At 71.5% G+C, this 16,459-nt stretch carries 14 protein-coding genes; 4 read left to right on the top strand and 10 right to left on the bottom strand.

The genetic code is table 11. From position 1 onward, the window contains the following. Window positions 1–24: 24 nt before the first annotated feature. Window positions 25–936 carry a DMT family transporter gene (locus DC432_RS08805; protein WP_116537535.1) on the top strand — a complete coding sequence of 304 codons (912 nt, stop codon included), beginning with the start codon at window positions 25–27 and terminating at the stop codon, window positions 934–936. On the opposite strand, the gene DC432_RS08800 is transcribed toward DC432_RS08805, so the two are convergent. The 8 genes from DC432_RS08800 to DC432_RS08765 form a co-directional block, all read right to left on the bottom strand. Then, window positions 899–1,717, bottom strand: a complete 819-nt coding sequence (locus DC432_RS08800; protein WP_116537534.1) for a hypothetical protein — start codon at window positions 1,715–1,717, stop codon at window positions 899–901. The genes DC432_RS08805 and DC432_RS08800 overlap by 38 nt on opposite strands. After that, on the bottom strand, window positions 1,714–2,379 hold the full coding sequence (locus DC432_RS08795) for a LuxR C-terminal-related transcriptional regulator (RefSeq protein ID WP_116537533.1): 666 nt from the start codon (window positions 2,377–2,379) through the stop codon (window positions 1,714–1,716). Before DC432_RS08795 ends, DC432_RS08800 begins: the two co-directional genes overlap by 4 nt. Continuing rightward, window positions 2,367–3,695, bottom strand: coding sequence for a sensor histidine kinase (locus DC432_RS08790; RefSeq protein WP_116537532.1), 1,329 nt, complete (start codon window positions 3,693–3,695; stop codon window positions 2,367–2,369). Before DC432_RS08790 ends, DC432_RS08795 begins: the two co-directional genes overlap by 13 nt. 145 nt (window positions 3,696–3,840) lie before the next feature. After that, on the bottom strand, window positions 3,841–5,106 hold the full coding sequence (mmsB, locus tag DC432_RS08785; RefSeq protein ID WP_243393081.1) for a multiple monosaccharide ABC transporter permease: 1,266 nt from the start codon (window positions 5,104–5,106) through the stop codon (window positions 3,841–3,843). Next, complete coding sequence (mmsA, locus tag DC432_RS08780) at window positions 5,093–6,619, bottom strand: multiple monosaccharide ABC transporter ATP-binding protein (protein ID WP_108320877.1); 1,527 nt, start codon at window positions 6,617–6,619, stop codon at window positions 5,093–5,095. The genes mmsB and mmsA overlap by 14 nt, the downstream gene beginning before the upstream one ends. Before the next feature lie 159 nt (window positions 6,620–6,778). Beyond that, the gene (chvE, locus tag DC432_RS08775) at window positions 6,779–7,882 is read right to left on the bottom strand and encodes a multiple monosaccharide ABC transporter substrate-binding protein (protein WP_108317906.1); all 1,104 of its coding nucleotides are present in this window, start codon (window positions 7,880–7,882) and stop codon (window positions 6,779–6,781) included. A gap of 326 nt (window positions 7,883–8,208) precedes the next feature. Beyond that, window positions 8,209–9,234, bottom strand: a complete 1,026-nt coding sequence (locus tag DC432_RS08770) for a LacI family DNA-binding transcriptional regulator (RefSeq protein ID WP_116537531.1) — start codon at window positions 9,232–9,234, stop codon at window positions 8,209–8,211. Window positions 9,235–9,342: 108 nt separating this feature from the next. After that, window positions 9,343–10,665: a M20/M25/M40 family metallo-hydrolase gene (locus DC432_RS08765; protein WP_116537530.1), complete on the bottom strand. Its 1,323-nt coding sequence runs from the start codon at window positions 10,663–10,665 to the stop codon at window positions 9,343–9,345. Window positions 10,666–10,764: 99 nt separating this feature from the next. On the opposite strand from DC432_RS08765, the gene DC432_RS08760 reads away from it, so the two are divergent. Both DC432_RS08760 and DC432_RS08755 read left to right on the top strand, forming a co-directional pair. Beyond that, window positions 10,765–11,748: a Gfo/Idh/MocA family protein gene (locus DC432_RS08760; protein ID WP_116537529.1), complete on the top strand. Its 984-nt coding sequence runs from the start codon at window positions 10,765–10,767 to the stop codon at window positions 11,746–11,748. Window positions 11,749–11,886: 138 nt separating this feature from the next. Then, window positions 11,887–12,753 (top strand): NYN domain-containing protein, encoded by an 867-nt coding sequence (locus DC432_RS08755; protein WP_116537528.1) that lies wholly within the window; start codon window positions 11,887–11,889, stop codon window positions 12,751–12,753. Between the two features lie 466 nt (window positions 12,754–13,219). Here DC432_RS08755 and DC432_RS16385 read toward each other — a convergent pair whose 3' ends face one another. Further along, window positions 13,220–13,846 carry a hypothetical protein gene (locus DC432_RS16385; protein ID WP_165801228.1) on the bottom strand — a complete coding sequence of 209 codons (627 nt, stop codon included), beginning with the start codon at window positions 13,844–13,846 and terminating at the stop codon, window positions 13,220–13,222. Between the two features lie 4 nt (window positions 13,847–13,850). Continuing rightward, window positions 13,851–15,395 (bottom strand): ATP-dependent DNA ligase, encoded by a 1,545-nt coding sequence (locus DC432_RS08740; RefSeq protein ID WP_116537525.1) that lies wholly within the window; start codon window positions 15,393–15,395, stop codon window positions 13,851–13,853. 170 nt (window positions 15,396–15,565) lie between these two features. Here DC432_RS08740 and DC432_RS08735 point away from each other — a divergent pair. Further along, a partial coding sequence (locus DC432_RS08735) for a RecQ family ATP-dependent DNA helicase (protein WP_133177905.1) occupies window positions 15,566–16,459 on the top strand: 894 nt, incomplete at its 3' end.

Raw genomic sequence — 16,459 nt, 5'->3', positions numbered from 1 at the left:
TCCATGGAAGCTATAGTGCCTTCCATGGAAGATAAATGGCGTCTCGTCGCCGTCACCGCCGTCGCCCCCGTCGCATGGGGGGCGACCTACGTGGTGACGCGGCACCTCCTGCCGGCGGACGCTCCGCTCTGGGGCGCGGCGCTGCGCGCCCTTCCGGCGGGTCTGCTGCTGTGGGCGCTCGCGCGCCGCCGACCGCGCGGGGAGTGGTGGTGGAAGGCGCCCCTGCTCGGGATGCTCAACTTCGGCGCGTTCTTCGTGCTCGTCTACGTCGCGGCGCAGCTGCTGCCCTCGTCGATCGCCTCGTCGATCATGGCCCTGGCCCCGCTGGCCCTCGCCGGGCTCGCTTGGCCCCTGCTGGCTCAGCGCCCCACCGTGCGGTGGGCGCTCGGCGCGATCGCCGGCCTCGTCGGCGTTCTGCTCGTGATCGGGCTCGGTAGCGGCTCGGTCTCGGCGGTCGGTGTGGCGGCATCCGTCGTCGCGCTCTTCGCATCGTCGCTCGGGGCCATCCTCACCACCCGTTGGCGGGACGAGACGCCTCTGCTGGCCACCACGTCCTGGCAGCTGACGGCCGGCGGCGCGGTGCTGGTCGTCGTCGCGGGCGTCTCGGAAGGTCCTCCGCCGCGCGTGGATGCCGCGGGCCTCACCGCGTACGCCGGCATCGCGGTGATCGCCACCGCCCTGGCGTTCGTCTGCTGGTTCACCGGTCTCCGGCACCTGCCGGCCGGGACGGTGGGCCTCATCGGTCTGCTCAATCCGGTCACCGGCGTGCTGCTCGGCGTGGTGGTCGGCGGCGAATCCCTGGTGCTGCCGCAGGTGCTCGGCATCCTGCTCGTGCTCGGAGCCATCGCCGTCACGAGCCGATCGAGGGGCCGGGAGCGTCCCGGCCCCTCGCGCGAGGTCACGACCGCAGCGTCACACGGCCCATCGTCGCCGTGACGTCGACCTGCGCGGGGGCGTCGGGGCTCGTGCGCAGGGCGTTGTCGACCGTGCCCACGCCGTCGTCGGTGGTCACGGCGTACTCGTCGTCGGGAAGAGTGACGTCGGCCGAGCCGGCGGTCACCTCGACGCGGGTCGCCTCGGGCGTCGTGCCCGCGAGCGCGGCGGTCAGTCGGCCGCCGGCCACGTCGAACGCGGCGGTCGACGCGTCGGTCAGGTCGACCGACGCCGAGCCCCCCGCGAGCGACAGGTCGACGGAACGAGCGGTGCCCGAGACGGTCGCGCTCCCCCCGCTGACCTCGAGGTCGAGAGCGTCGAAGTCGCCCTGGACGTCGAGCGCTCCCCCGCTCACGCGGACGTCGGCGTCGACGGAGGACCCGCGCGGCAGGGTGAGGGTCGCCCGGGAATCCGGGTCGATGAACGAACCGGTCGGCGAGACCACCCGCAGGTTGTCGCCGTCGCGCTCGAAGGTCCACGCGTTCGGTCCGCTCGTCGCCGCGTCGAGTTCGGGGCCCTCGACGTCGCCCGAGACGATCGAGAGCCGCGCGCCGGCCACCTGGACGTCGAGCGACGACAGCGCCCCGCTCTCGGCCGCGGACGACACCTGATCGCCCACCGTCGCGTCCCACCGCGACGAGGCCATGCCGTGCGCGGCGGAGAGACCCGTGCCGAGGAACGTCCCCAGCGCGATGAACCCACCGGCGACGATGGTCACGACCGAGATCGCGAACGCGGCGCCGCGACGACGCGGCGGCGCGGGAGGAGGGCTGTCGATGCTCATGAGGTCGCTCCGGTGTGATCGTGGCCCAGGTGCACGAGGGCGGCGATCACGCGGCGGTTGCCGGTGTCGTCCTGCTCGAGCCCGAGCTTGGTGAAGATGGCCGTGATGTACTTCTCGACGCTGGCCTCGGACACGAACAGCGCACCCGCGATGGCCTGGTTCGACCGCCCCTCGGCGATCAGCGCCAGGACGCTTCGCTCGCGCTCGGTGAGACTCTGCAGCCGTTCGTCGCGACGGCGCCGCGTCAGCAGCTGCGAGACGACCTCGGGATCGAGCACGGTGGCGCCCCCCGCGATCGAGGCGACCGCGTCGAGGAAGTCGGCGACGTCGGCCACCCGGTCCTTCAGCAGGTAGCCGAGTGCGCCCTGCCCGTCGGCGATGAGGTCGGCCGCGTAACGCTCCTCGACGTACTGCGACAGCACGAGAACGGCGAGATCCGGATGCCGCGACCGCAGCGCGATCGCCGCGCGGATGCCCTCGTCGGTCCACGTCGGAGGGAGCCGCACGTCGAGGATGCACAGGTCCGGCGTCGTGTCGACCACGGCGGCGTCCAATCCCTCGGCGTCGGAGAGGGCGGCGACCACCTCGTGGCCGTCATCGGCGAGAAGGCGCACGAGCCCCTCGCGCAGCAGGACGGAGTCCTCGCAGATCAGGATGCGCACGGGACGTTCACCTCCACCGTGGTCGGACCGCCCTGCGGGCTGTCGATCCGCGCCGTCCCGCCGGCCGCACCGATGCGGTTGACGATGCCGTCCAGCCCTCCGCCGGGGACGATCCGCGCCCCGCCGAGCCCGTCGTCCTCGACGCGGGCCCACAGCGAGCCGTCGTCGCGGACGCGGACGTCGACCCGGCACGCCGCCGCGCGCGAGTGCTTCGCGGCGTTCGTGAGGGTTTCGGCGATCGCGAAGTACACGGCCTCCTCCGCCGCGCGACCGCAGCGGCGCGGCAGGCGCACGTCGAGGGTCACCGGGATGTGCGACCGCGACGCCAGCGCCGAGAGGGCGGCATCCAGTCCCCGGTCCTCCAGCACCGAGGCGTGGATGCCACGGGCCAACTGACGCAATTCGGTGATGGCCGATTTGGTCGAGGCGTGCGCCTCGGCGATCAGCGCTTTGGCGGCGGCGGGGTCGTCGTCGATCTTGGTCTGGGCCAGGCCCAGCGTCATGCCGATGGACACGAGCCGCGGTTGGACGCCGTCGTGCAGGTCGCGTTCGATGCGCGTGCGCTCCACCTCGGCGGCGCGGACGGCGCCGGCCCGCCGGGTGTCGGAGGTACGAGCCTGCTCGACCAGCTGCGCCTCGCGGGAGGGGACGAAGATCGCCCGGGCGATGACGCCGTGGAGGATCGCGAGCCCGATGACGACCGCGAGGCTGAGGACGATGCCCGCGAGACCCACCGCCGGGGCCCAGGGACCCGTCACGAAGAGTCCCCCGAAGAAGCGCGTGTCGGAGGTGCCGAACAGCGGCCGCAGACCGATCGCCACGCTCCACGCGGCCGCGCCGATGGCCGCGAGCGTCACCAGGCCCAGCACGGTCGAGATCGCGAACGACGCGAGGGCCCGCCACTGCGCGGGCGCGATGGTCTGCAGCCACAGCGAGTGCAACCAGCCGACGAAACCCGGCCGCGGGCTGCGGCGCAGGCGGAAGGACGCCAGGCCCAGGTCGTAGAGCCCGTCCAGGCGCGCCCGCTCGAACCAGGCGACCGCGAAGAGCAGGTAGACGAGGGCGACGAGGAGGACGACGCCGAACAACAGGGCGGCGAGCAGACCGAGGCCCCAGCCGAGCACGGTGAAGATGGTGGTGAAAACCGCCGGCCCGATCACGCCCAGCGCGGCGAGCTGCGCCGCGGCTCCGAAGACGCGGCCCGGCGTGTTCACCCGCACCTTCGGGGCGACGGTGTCGAGCTCACCGGTCGGGCGCGCGGCCGGCGCGGGCCCGGGAACGGGGGGCGGAGGCGGAAGAACGGATGCCGTGGTCATGCGTTCCACGGTAGGACGCGCGCTCGCGCGGCGCCGCCCGGTCATCCCCCGCCTCGTTTCGGGTTATCCCGAAGGCGCGCGAGTCACCGGGAACACGCGGACGCCCCGCCGCACGAGGCGACGGGGCGTCCGAGGGGAGCGTGGCTCAACCGCGGGTGCGGTTCTTGTTCCACACGTCGAAGGCCACGGCCAGCAGCAGCACGAGACCCTTGATGAACTGCTGGACGTCGGTCGAGATGCCCATGAGCGACATGCCGTTGTTGAGCACACCCATGACCAGACCACCGGCGATCGCGCCGACCACGCGGCCGACACCACCCTGCACGGCCGCACCACCGATGAACGAGGCCGCGATGGCATCCAGTTCGAACAGGTTTCCCGCGCCGGGACCGGCGGAGTTGAGGCGACCGGTGAACACGATGCCGGCGAGGGCCGCGAGCACGCCCATGTTGACGAACAGCATGAAGTCGACGCGACGGGTGTTGATGCCCGAGAGCTTCGCCGCGGTGCGGTTGCCGCCGATGGCGTAGATGTGGCGGCCGAAGACGCTCCGGCTCATCACGGTGGAGTAGCCGATGATCAGCAGGGCCAGCACCACGAGCACGATGGGCGTGCCGCGCGATCCGGGAGCGACGCCGAGCAGGTAGGTGAGGTAGGCGATGAGCGCACCGCCGCCGATGACCTTGACCAGGAACGCCGCCTGCGGCTCGTTCTGCAGCTCGAGGGCCGCGCGCTTGGTGCGCTGGCGCACCTGGGCCACGACGAACAGGACGAGCGTCAGCACACCGAGCGCGACCGTGATCCACTCCGCCGGCGACGAGCTCGCGGGGAACAGGTCGGGGAAGAGGTAGCCGCCGCCGAGCTGGCGGTACTCGGTCGGGAAGGGCGTGATCTGCGTGTTGCCGAGCGTCATCTGGGTCAGACCGCGGAAGAGCAGCATGCCCGCGAGGGTCACGATGAACGCCGGGATGCCGATGTACGCCACCCAGAAGCCCTGCCACATGCCGACCACCGCGCCGAGCACGAGCGAAAGCAGGATGCCGAGCCACCAGGGCAGGCCCCACTGGACGATGAGCACACCCGACACCGCGCCGACGAAGGCGGCGACCGAGCCGACCGACAGGTCGATGTGGCCGGCGATGATGATCATCACCATGCCGATCGCGAGGATCAGGATGTAGCTGTTCTGGACGATGATGTTCGACACGTTGCCCGCGGTGAGCAGGCGCCCGCCGGTGAGGGCCTGGAACAGCAGCACGATGACGATCAGCGCGATGAAGATGCCGATCTCGCGCAGGCGCGACGTGAAGAACTGCACGAGGCCGCCGCCGGCACCGCCGGCGCCACCGCCGACGGGGCCCTTCGGCGTGGCAGGACCCTGCGGGGTCACGGTGTTGTCAAGCGCTGACATGGTCGGCTTCCTTTTCCTTCGTCATGAGCACCATGAGTGCCTCGGGGGTGGCCTCTTCGATGGGGAGCTGGCCGGTGATGTGGCCTTCGCTGAGGGTGTAGATGCGGTCGCAGATGCCGAGGAGCTCGGGCAGCTCGGAAGAGATGACCAGCACCCCCTTCCCCTGCGCCGCGAGGGCGTTGATGATCGTGTAGATCTCGTACTTGGCGCCGACGTCGATACCGCGGGTCGGCTCGTCGAGGATGAGCACCTCGGGGTCCGAGAAGAGCCACTGCGACAGCACGACCTTCTGCTGGTTGCCGCCCGAGAGCTTGCCGACGACCACGTCGACGCTGGGCGCCTTGATGTTCATCGATTTGCGGTAGCGGTTGGCCACGAGGTACTCCTCGTCGCCGTCGACGAACCCGCCCTTGACGAGCTTGCGCATCCCCGCGAGCGAGATGTTGCGCTTGATCGTGTCGATCAGGTTCAGGCCGGCGCCCTTGCGGTCCTCGGTGACGTACGCGAGGCCGCTGCGGATCGCGTTCGGCACCGTCGAGGTGTCCGCCTTCTTGCCGTTGATGTAGACGTTGCCCGAGATGCGCGAGCCGAAGCTCTTGCCGAACACGCTCATCGCGAGCTCGGTGCGCCCGGCGCCCATGAGCCCTGCGATGCCGACCACCTCGCCCGCCCGCACGTTCAGGTTGGCCTGGTGGATGACGGTGCGCGTGGCATCCGTGGGGTGGCTGACGTTCCAGTCCTCGATGCGCAGGACCTCGTCGCCGATCTCGACGTCGCGGTCGGGGTAGCGGTTCTCGAGCTCGCGTCCGACCATGCCGCGGATGATGCGGTCCTCGCTCGTGCCGCCGGTCGCGACGTCGAGCGTCTCGATCGTGCGTCCGTCGCGGATGATCGTGACCTCGTCGGCGATCGCGCGGATCTCGTTGAGCTTGTGGCTGATGATGATGCAGGTGATGTTCTGACCGCGCAGGTGGCGGATCAGGTCGAGCAGGTGCTCGGAGTCGTCGTCGTTCAGCGCCGCGGTCGGCTCGTCGAGGATGAGGAGCTTCACGTCCTTCGACAGCGCCTTGGCGATCTCGACGAGCTGCTGCTTGCCGACGCCGATCTCGTTGACGGGGACGTCGGGGCTGTCGCCCAGGCCCACGCGGGCGAGGAGCTTGGCGGCCTCGCGGTTGGTGGCATCCCAGTCGATCAGACCGCGGTGGGTGATCTCGTTGCCGAGGAAGATGTTCTCGGCGATGGAGAGGTAGGGGCTGAGCGCGAGCTCCTGGTGGATGATGACGATGCCGGCGGCCTCGCTGTCGCGGATGTCCTTGAACTCGACGGTGTTGCCGTCGAAGACGATCTCGCCTCGGTAGTCGCCCGCGGGATACACACCGCTGAGCACCTTCATGAGGGTGGACTTGCCCGCGCCGTTCTCGCCGCAGATGGCGTGAACCGTTCCGCGCTCGACGGTCAGCGACACGTCGGCGAGCGCGATGACGCCGGGGAACTCCTTGGTGATCGAGCGCATCTCGAGGATGGTGCTCACGAGGTCCTCCTTGCAGAACCGGCTCGTGGCCGGTGGGGATGATGGGGCGGGATGCCGGGGGCTGACCCGCGGGAGCCTCCGCCGCGACCCGATCGGGCCGCGGCGGAGGCGGGGCGGAGGAGCCGGAGCCCCTCCGGGGGATTAACCCAGGTCGGCCTCGGTGTAGTAACCGCTGTCGACGAGGATCTCCTTGTAGTTGTCCTTCGTCACGATGGTCGACTCGAGCAGGTACGAGGGGACGACCTTCTCGCCGTTGTCGTACGTCTCGGTGTCGTTGACCTCGGGCTGCTCGCCCTTGCGGATGTCGTCGACCATGGTCACGGCCTGCTTGGCCAGCTCGCGCGTGTCCTTGAAGATCGTCGAGTACTGCTCACCGGCGATGATCGACTTGATCGAGCCGACCTCGGCGTCCTGACCCGTGATGACGGGCAGGGCGTCGGCCGAGTAGCCGCCCGAGGTGAGGGCCGAGATGATGCCGATCGACAGGCCGTCGTAGGGCGAGAGGACACCCTGCAGCTTGGTGCCGCCGATGACGGTGAGGATGTTCTCCATGCGCTTCTGCGCGGTCTCGGGCAGCCAGCGCAGGATCGCGGCCTGGCCGAACTCGGTCTGACCCGAGGGGACGACCAGCGTGCCCTTGTCGAGGTACGGCTGGAGCGTGTCGATCGCGCCCTTCCAGAAGAAGGTGGCGTTGTTGTCGTCGGGGCTACCGGCGAACAGCTCGACGTTGAACGGGCCGGCGGCGCCGGTGTCCTTGCCCGAGGCGTCGAGGACGCCGAGGCCGGTCAGGAGCGAGGTGGCCTGCTGGACGCCGACCTTGTAGTTGTCGAACGTCGTGTAGTAGTCGACGTTCGCGGTGCCGTTGATCAGGCGGTCGTACGCGATGACGGGGATGTTCGCGTCCTTGGCCTGCTGCAGCACGTCGGTGAGCGTGGTGCCGTCGATCGAGGCGATGATCAGGGCCTTGGCACCCGTGGTGATCATGTTCTCGATCTGCGAGACCTGGGTGGGGATGTCGTCGTTGGCGTACTGCAGGTCGACCTGGTAGCCGAGCTCCTCGAGCTGCGACTTGACGTTGTTGCCGTCGGCGATCCACCGCTCCGACTGCTGCGTCGGCATCGCGACACCGATGGTGCCGCCGGCTTCCTGCGAGTCGCCGCTGCCGGCGCCGGTGCGGTCTCCCGCGCAACCGGCGAGGCCGATGCCGAGCGCGAGGACGCCCGCTCCCGCGACCGCCTTGAGCATGCTGTGCTTCTTCACTCTGGTTCCCTCCGTTGGGTATGTGGCGCGGTCTCTCCCCATGGAGCCCACCGCTAGAGGCGTCCGGCGCAGATCGGGCGCACGTGTCGACGGGGCGAAACGAAGCCGTCCGGCGAGGCGGGACACCCCGCGTCGTTCGAAACCTCTTCGTCTCGACGGATTCGCTCCGCAGCGAGTCCCGTCGGCCTGTGCGACCGGTCATGTGACCGTTCACATTGTGTGTGTGATGCTACCCCGCCCTGCGGCAGACCTGTCAAGTCCCTGCGTGTCGCGAATGCAGCCGTTGCGCAAATGTGACGTTCGAGAGATCCTCACGCGCGCGGCGGCGCGGTCGACGAGCGCACGATGAGGCGCAGGTGACCGGGCTGCGCCGCCGGGTCCTCGTCGACGCTCACCCCGAGGGCGGACAGCAGATCGGTCACCGCGCGCGTGCCGATGCCCGCGAAATCCTGACGGACCGTCGTCAGCGGCGGCCACAGGTGGGCCGACTCCGGCACGTCATCGAAACCGACCACCGAGATGTCCTCGGGGACGGATCGACCTATGGCCCGAACGGCATGCATGAACCCGAGCGCCATGTGGTCGTTCCCGGCGAACACCGCCGTGGCATCCTCGGTCCGCAGCAGCTCGAGACCGGCCTCGAAGCCGAAGTGCGCCGTCCAGTCCCCCAGCACGGGTGGACGCGGCGACAGGTCGTGCGCGTCCATCTCGGCGAGATAGCCGCGCATGCGGTGCTCGGCCTCGACCCAATCGCGGGGGCCGGCGATGTGAAGGATGCGCGTGTGCCCGAGCTCGATGAGGTGGCGCACCGCGGCGCGCGCCCCGGCCGTCTGGTCGTTGTGCGAGGTCGAGGTGCCCGTCGACGACACCGTCTGCACGGGCACCGGGAGCTTCAGTTCCTCGAGGATCGGCACGACCCTCGTCTGCGGCGCGACCGCGATGAGCCCCTCGACGGACTGCTGCATCAGGTGGTCGATCGAGGCCCGCACGTCGTCGGGCGCGCTCGTGGCGAGGTTCGTCAGCGTCAGCCGGTATCCCGCCGTCCGCGCCGCGGACTCGATCGCCTGCACCATCGCCGAGGTGCCGTGCGTCGTCATGCGCGGACCCAGCACGCCGATCAGCCGGGACCGGCTCGTCGCCAGGGCCCGCGCCGCCTGATTGGGCACGAACTTCAGCTCGGCGATCGCCGAGCGGACCTTCTCGGCCGTCTCGGGGCGCAGCTGCGGGCTGTTGTTGATCACGCGCGAGACCGTCTGGTACGACACGCCCGCCAGCCGCGCGACGTCGCGGATGCTCGGGGCGCGCCCGCTCGCCTCCGGGATGTCGGTGTCGCTCATTGTCCGCCTCATTGCGGGTCGCGCGCTGTTGCGTGACCGGTCACACGAGGATAACCGACGCGTCGCGATCCGCTCACCCCGGGCGGTGGACGCGGCGGGTGAGACGGCTCAGGACTCCAGCAGGGCGCGGTAGAAGCGGATGCCGCGGAGCCAGACGTCGATGCGGATCCGCTCGTCGGGCGCGTGCAGCGCATCGCGCTCCGCACGCGTCAGGTGGAACGGGGCGAAGCGGTAGTCGGCATCCGTCAAGCCCGTGTAGAACCGACTGTCGCTCGCCCCGAGCTGCAGGTACGGCAACGGGACGACGTCGTCGCCGAGGGTGGACGACACCGCCGCCGACAGTCGGCGCCACGCATCCCCGCGCCAGGGCGACACGGGAGAGGGATCGTCTCCGCGGCGCAGCTCGATGTCGACGAGCGGATCGGCGATCGCCCGGCGCAGGTGGATGGCGGCGTCGGCGAGGGTGTCGCCCGTGAGCAGGCGCACGTTCACGCTCGCGCGCGCCGTGGTGGCCAGGACGTTGTCGGCCGAAGACCCCTCGAGACGCGTGACCACCGCGGTCGTGCGCACGAGGGCGTTGGTCTCGGGCCCGAGCGCGGCGAACACCCGCGTCAGCACGGGAGCCGTCACCGCCGCGTTGCGCAGGACGGCGCCCAGCGCGGGAGCCGTGTGGGCGGCCGCGGTGGCGAGCATCGCTCGAACGGGCGGGGTCAGGCGGCGCGGGAAGGGGCGTCGGCGCAGACGGTCGATCGCCCGGGCCACCCGCGCGGTGGCGGGCAGGCGCGGGGGCGTCGACGCGTGACCCCCGGCCTCGCGGGCGACCAGGTCGAAGGTGGCCGAACCGCGCTCGGCGACACCGATCATCGCCGTGGGCGCCGCCACCCCGGGCACGGCACCGTCGACCACCGCGCCGCCCTCGTCGAGCACCAGCGCGGGGCGCACACCCCGCTCGGCGAGAAGAGCGGCCATCGCCCGGGCGCCGCTTCCGCGCGTCTCTTCATCGTGGCCGAACGCCAGCCAGACGTCGGCGGCCGGCGTCACGCCGTCGGCGAGTGCGGCCTCGACGGCCTCGAGGATCGCCACCAGCGCCCCCTTGTCGTCGATCGCGCCGCGCGCGTGGATCGCGGCATCCGCGCCCTCCCCCACCACCTCGGCGGCGAAGGGGGGATGCCGCCACACCTGCCCGTCGACGGGGACGACGTCCTGGTGGGCGAGCAGCACGAGAGGCGCGTCGGCGCTGCGTCCGGCCCAGCGGTACAGCAGCGAGCGGCCCGCGACGACCTCGCGCTCGAGTCGCGCGTGCACCAGGGGGTACAGGCGTTCGAGGGCGGCGTGGAACAGCGCGAAAGCCTCGTCGTCGACCTCGGCCGGGTCGGTGCGCGAGACGGTCGGGATGGACAGCAGCTCGCGGAAGCGCTCGACCGGCGTCATGCAGCGAGCCTAGGCCGCGCGGGCGCGGCCGCCGGGGATCGACGTCGCATCGCGTCCCGTCGGGCCGCGGAGCCCGCCGTCGCGGATACGGTGGATGCCATGACCGGACTGCACTGGGGCATCCTCGCAACGGGCGGCATCGCGCACGCCTTCACCTCCGACCTGCGCACCGCGGGCCTCGACGTCACCGCCGTCGGCTCGCGCAGCATCGACAGCGCCCGCGCCTTCGCCGCGCAGTACGACATCGCGCACGCGCACGGTTCGTACGAAGAGCTGGTCGCCGACCCCGACGTCGACATCGTCTACATCGCGACCCCGCACCCCTCGCACGTCGACAACGCGCTGCTCGCGCTCGCGCACGGCAAGCACGTCCTTGTCGAGAAGCCCTTCACGCTGAACGCCGACGAGGCCGCGCGCATCCGCGACGCCGCCGCCGACGCCGGCCTGCTGGCGATGGAGGCGATGTGGACGCGGTACCTGCCGCACATGGTGCGCATCCGCGAGATCATCGCGGCCGGCACGCTCGGTGAGATCCGCGTCGTCTCGGCCGACCACACGCAGAAGATCTCGACCGACCCGGCGCACCGCCTGAACGACCTCGCCCTCGGCGGCGGTGCCCTGCTCGACCTCGGCATCTACCCGATCTCGTTCGCCATTGACGTGCTCGGCCTGCCCGAGCGCATCACGGCGGTCGCGCGACTGTCGGACGCCGGCAGCGACGCCGAGGTCGCGACCGCTTTCGTCCACTCGAGCGGGGCGCTGTCGACCAGCGTGTCGTCGTCGCGCGGAGCGGGGCTCAACACGGCCCAGATCGTCGGAACCGAGGCCCGCATCGAGATCGACCGCGTCTGGTACACCCCCACCACGATGCGCGTCGTCTCGCCCTCGGGCGAGGTGCTCGAGAGCTTCGACGGCAGCGTCGACGGGCGCGGGATGCAGTTCCAGGCGCAGGCCGCGGAGCGCTTCGTGTCCGAGGGCGCGGCGGCCAACGGCATCCTGCCCCTGGACGAATCGGTCGCGATCATGGGAGTGCTCGACGAGGTGCGCCGGCAGATCGGCGTGGTCTACCCCGGCGAGAGCTGAGCGCGCGGCGCCTGCCGCCGACGGTGTCCGGCCCCGGGGTGGGTGCGAAGGGCGCCCGCCGCCCGGGGTGGGTGCGCGGGGCGACCGGGTCGGCGCGTGGGGTACCCACCGCCCGCCGGCACGGGTCAGACTGGGGGCATGCCCGACAATCAGACCGCCCGCGTCGCCGTCTACCTCGACTTCGACAACATCGTCATGTCCTGGTACGACCGCGTGCACGGACGCAACGCGTACTCGCGCGATCGACAGAAGATCGCCGAGAACCCGATGGACCCCGAGATCGCGGAGCGCCTGACGAAGGCGACGATCGACGTCGGCGCCGTCATCGACTACGCGGCCTCGTTCGGCACGCTCGTGCTCACCCGGGCCTACGCGGACTGGTCGGCTCCGGTCAACGCCGAGTACCGCTCCCAGCTGGTCGCGCGTGCCGTCGACCTGGTGCAGTTGTTCCCCGCCGCCGCGTACGCCAAGAACGGCGCCGACATCCGTCTGGCCGTGGATGCCGTCGAGGACATGTTCCGCCTCCCCGACCTGAGCCACGTGGTCATCGTCGCCGGCGACAGCGACTACGTGCCCCTCGCTCAGCGCTGCAAGCGCCTGGGCCGGTACGTCGTGGGCGTGGGCGTGGCCGGATCGACGGCCAAGTCCCTCGCCGCCGCGTGCGACCGCTTCGACGCCTACGACTCGCTGCCCGGCATCCCGAAACTGGCCGAGACGAAGAAGGACAAGGATGCCGCTCCCTCGCGGCCGCGCGCTCGCAAACGGTCGAAGGACCCCGCGGTCGACCTGCTCGAGCGCGCGATGCAGCTCGAGGCCGAACGCGCCGACGGCGAGTGGCTGCACGCGTCGGCCGTGAAGGACCTGATGAAGCGCCTCGACCCGTCGTTCAGCGAGAAGGCTCTGGGCTTCCGCAGCTTCTCGGACTTCTTGAAGGCGCAGGGCGATCACGTCGAGCTGGACGAGGAGTCGAACGTCGTGCAGGTGAAGGCGGTCACGCGGGGCTGACGCGGGGCGGGGCCGACGCGGGGCGAGGCGCCCCGCGCGGTGAGGCGCCCCGCGCAGTGAGGCGCCCCGCGGGGTGAGGCGCCCTGCGGGGTGAGGCGCCCTGCGGGGTGAGGCGCCCTGCGGGGTGAGGCGCCCTGCGAGGCGAGGCCGCACGGCGCGGCGAGGCCGCAAAGCGGGATCGAGTGTCCAAGACACGCGGACGAGATTCGCGAAAACCCGTGTTTATTGGACACTCACCATGTATGCCGGTGCGCGCGACGCGACGCGGAGCCCAGCGGCGGGCGGGCGACGGCGTCGCGCAGCCGCGGCGCGCAACGGCATCGGGCAGCAGCGGCGCGCAACGGCATCGCGCAGCCGCGGCGGGCAGCAGCGGCGGGCGACGGCATCGGGCAGCAGCGGCGCGCAACGGCATCGAACGACGGCGGTGGGCGACGGCGGCGCGGAGCAGCCCCTGAGACCGGCGGGATCAGCGCCGTTCGGCCCCCGGCGCGACGTGCGTCAGCACGCGATCCCACACCGACGTGAGGGTGACGTGCCCGTTGACGGAGTCGATCTCGTCGGGCGGCACGACCTCGGCCTCGGCTGCGCGCAGGCGGTCGATGTACCACGAGGCGTCGTCGTGGTCGGCGGGTCCCTCGCCTCCGACCACGACGAGCACCTCGGCGTCGAGGTGTTCGAGCAGAGGCGTCCGCAGGTCACGGCTGAGCGGATCGGAGGGGCTGCGCACCCCCACGATCGCGAGTCGGTCGACCACGGGCCCCATAGCGGCGGCCAGGTAGATGGCTATCGGTCCCGCCGCCCGCTCGCCGACGAGGCCGACCGTCGCGCCGGGAGCTTCTCGCTCGAGCAGCGCGCGCAGGGCGTCGACGGTGAGTCCGGCCGGCGTCTGCCCACCGAAGACGGGCGGATCCTCGAGTTCGGGAGCGTCGAGTCCCACCGCGACCACGCGCACGTCGTAACTCGAGGTGACCCGCGCGTCGGGATCCGTGGTGGCGACGTCGCCGGTGCGCAGCACGAAGACCGCGCGCGGCGAGCCGGGGGTGCCGAAGCTCCGGTAGCCGAGCTCGCCGTCGAGCCAGGGGGCCAGACTCATCGCGTCATCCTTCCGCCGCCGCGCAGCCGCCGGGAAGCAGCGCGCGCAGCGTGTCGATCGTGTCGGCCTGGGCCGCGGGCTTGTCGGAACGGTACGTCTTGACGCGCGCGAAGCGCAGCGCCACGCCGCCGGGGTAGCGCACCGAGCGCTGCACCCCGTCGATGGCGATCTCGACGACGGTATCGGGGACGACGCGGATGCCACCGGGCACCTCGCCGGTCTCGCGCTCGGCGAAGTGCGTGGTCTGCCACGCCAGGAGCTCGTCGGTGAGGCCCTTGAAGGTCTTCCCGACCATGACGAAGCCTCCGGGCTCGCCGAACAGCCCGTCGGGATCGCGCGCGCCGAGGTGCAGGTTGGAGTACCAGCCCGCGCGGCGTCCGGAACCCCGCTCGACGCCCAGCACCACGAGGTCGAAGGTGTGCACCGGCTTGACCTTGAGCCAGCTCTTGCCGCGGCGTCCGGCGGTGTACGTCGCGTCGAGACCCTTCACCATCACCCCCTCGTGTCCGGCCGCGAGCGCCGCACGGGCGAAGTCGTCGGCGACGGCGTCGTCGTCGGTGATGACGGCGGGGATGCGCCAGGGCGCCGCGACCCGCTCGAGCTCGTCGAGCCGCGCGTGGAGGGGTTCGTCGACGAGATCCCGACCGTCGACGTGGAGGATGTCGAAGAACCACGGGCGCAGGGCGATTTCGCGCGCCGTCTCGGCTCCGAAGCGCGCCATCGTGTCCTGGAACGGGCGGGGGGCGCCGTCGTCGTCGAGCGACAGGGTCTCGCCGTCGAAGATGACGTCGGTCACGGGCAGGCCGCGCACGATCTCGACGATCTCGGGAACCCGATGGGTGACGTCGGCGAGGGTGCGGGTGAACACGCGCACCTCGTCGCCGTGCCGGTGCACCTGCACGCGTGCTCCGTCGAGCTTGTACTCCACCGAGGCCCGGCCCGCGACACCGAGCGCCTCGGCGACCGTCGCGGCGGTGGAGGCCAGCATCGGCTGCACACCGCGTCCGACGATCAGACCGACCGCGGCGAGATCGTCGGCGGTACCGGTGAGGGCCACCCGGGCGGTCTGACCCAGGTCGCCCGAGAGCATGGCGGCGCGGCGCACCGCGGCGGCGTCGCGCTCGGCGGCGCGGGCCACGGCATCCAGCAGGACTCCCTCGAGCGCGCCGGTGCGCAGTTCTCCGGTCATGATGCGGATCAGCAGATGCCACTCCCCCGCCGTGGAGCGCTCGGCCAGATCGTCGAGCAGAGCCGCGCGCTGGGCCGCCGAGCCGTTGCCGCCGATGCCCACCAGACGGCTGAACGCGTCGTCGACCTCGGCGACCGTGAGCGTCGACGCGGCGGCGTGGACGACCGCTCGGTTCGAGAGCGTCTTGTAGCCGACGCCGAGGCGCCCCTGCCGCGGGGCCGCCGTGAGGAAGCCGACGACGGGTTCGACCTCGTCGGGCTCGAGGCCGCGCAGCAGCGAGGCGAGGGCGTCCACCTTGGCCAGGCGCGAGCGCGTGCCGGTGACCGCCGCGAGGGTCGTCTCGATGTCGCCGAAGAGCATGCGGACATCGTGGCATCCCCCTCCGACATCGCCGGCGCGCTTGCGCCGGGCCGCCCGCGATGCCTAGGCACGCCGTCCGACGGGTGGCATACGAGGCGCGTCGTCGCAACCCCCGAACCGATGTCGGAGGTCTGAGGTGTGCTGAGGGTCTTCGCCAGGAATGAGGCCCCGTGAACGCTCCCGCCACACTCGAACAGTCCGCACGCACCGCCCGCGAGGTGTTCGGCTGGGACGACCTGCTGCCCGGCCAGGCCGAGGCGATCGATGCGGTCATCGGGGGTCGCGACACGCTCGTCGTCTTCCCCACCGGTGCCGGCAAATCGGCGGTGTACCAGATCGCGGGGTGCGAGCTCGGCGGAGTGACCGTCGTCATCTCGCCCCTGCTCGCCCTGCAGCGCGATCAGATCGACTCGATCGACCGCGCCCCCGACGCCCCCGCCGCGGTCGCGTTGAACTCGCGCACCAGCGCCCGCGACAAGAAGGCCGCATGGGCCGCGATCGAGAGCGGCGACCCGGTCTACGCCTTCCTCGCCCCCGAGCAGCTCGCCAACAGCGAGGTCTTCGACCGACTCGCCGGGGCCGACGTGCGCCTGGTCGTCGTCGACGAGGCCCACTGCGTCTCGGCCTGGGGCCACGACTTCCGCCCCGAGTACGCGCGCATCGGCGACGCCGTCCAGGCGCTCGGGCGCCCACCCGTGCTGGCGCTGACGGCCACGGCATCCGCTCCCGTCCGCGACGACATCGTCGCGAGCCTGGGCATGCGCGATCCGCACCTCGAGGTGCGCGGGATGGACCGCCCCGAGATCCACATGTCGGTGCGCCGCCACGAGGACGACGCCGGAAAACGTCGCGCCGTCGTCGAAGATGTGCGGGATGCCGGTGGCCCGGCCCTGCTGTACGTGGCGACGCGCAAAGAGACCGACGCCTTCGCCGACGAGCTGGTGGCCCTCGGGCTGCGGGCTGCGCCGTACCACGGTGCGATGGCGCAGAAACGGCGCGACGAGGTGCACGCGGCCTGGAGCGGTGGCGAGCTCGACGTGGTGGTCGCCACGTCGGMKCCAGGC

Source organism: Microbacterium testaceum, from assembly GCF_003075375.1.
Taxonomy (GTDB): domain Bacteria; phylum Actinomycetota; class Actinomycetes; order Actinomycetales; family Microbacteriaceae; genus Microbacterium; species Microbacterium testaceum_E.
Note: the sequence above shows the minus strand (reverse complement) of the source record. Positions and strands in the feature narration are given on the sequence as shown.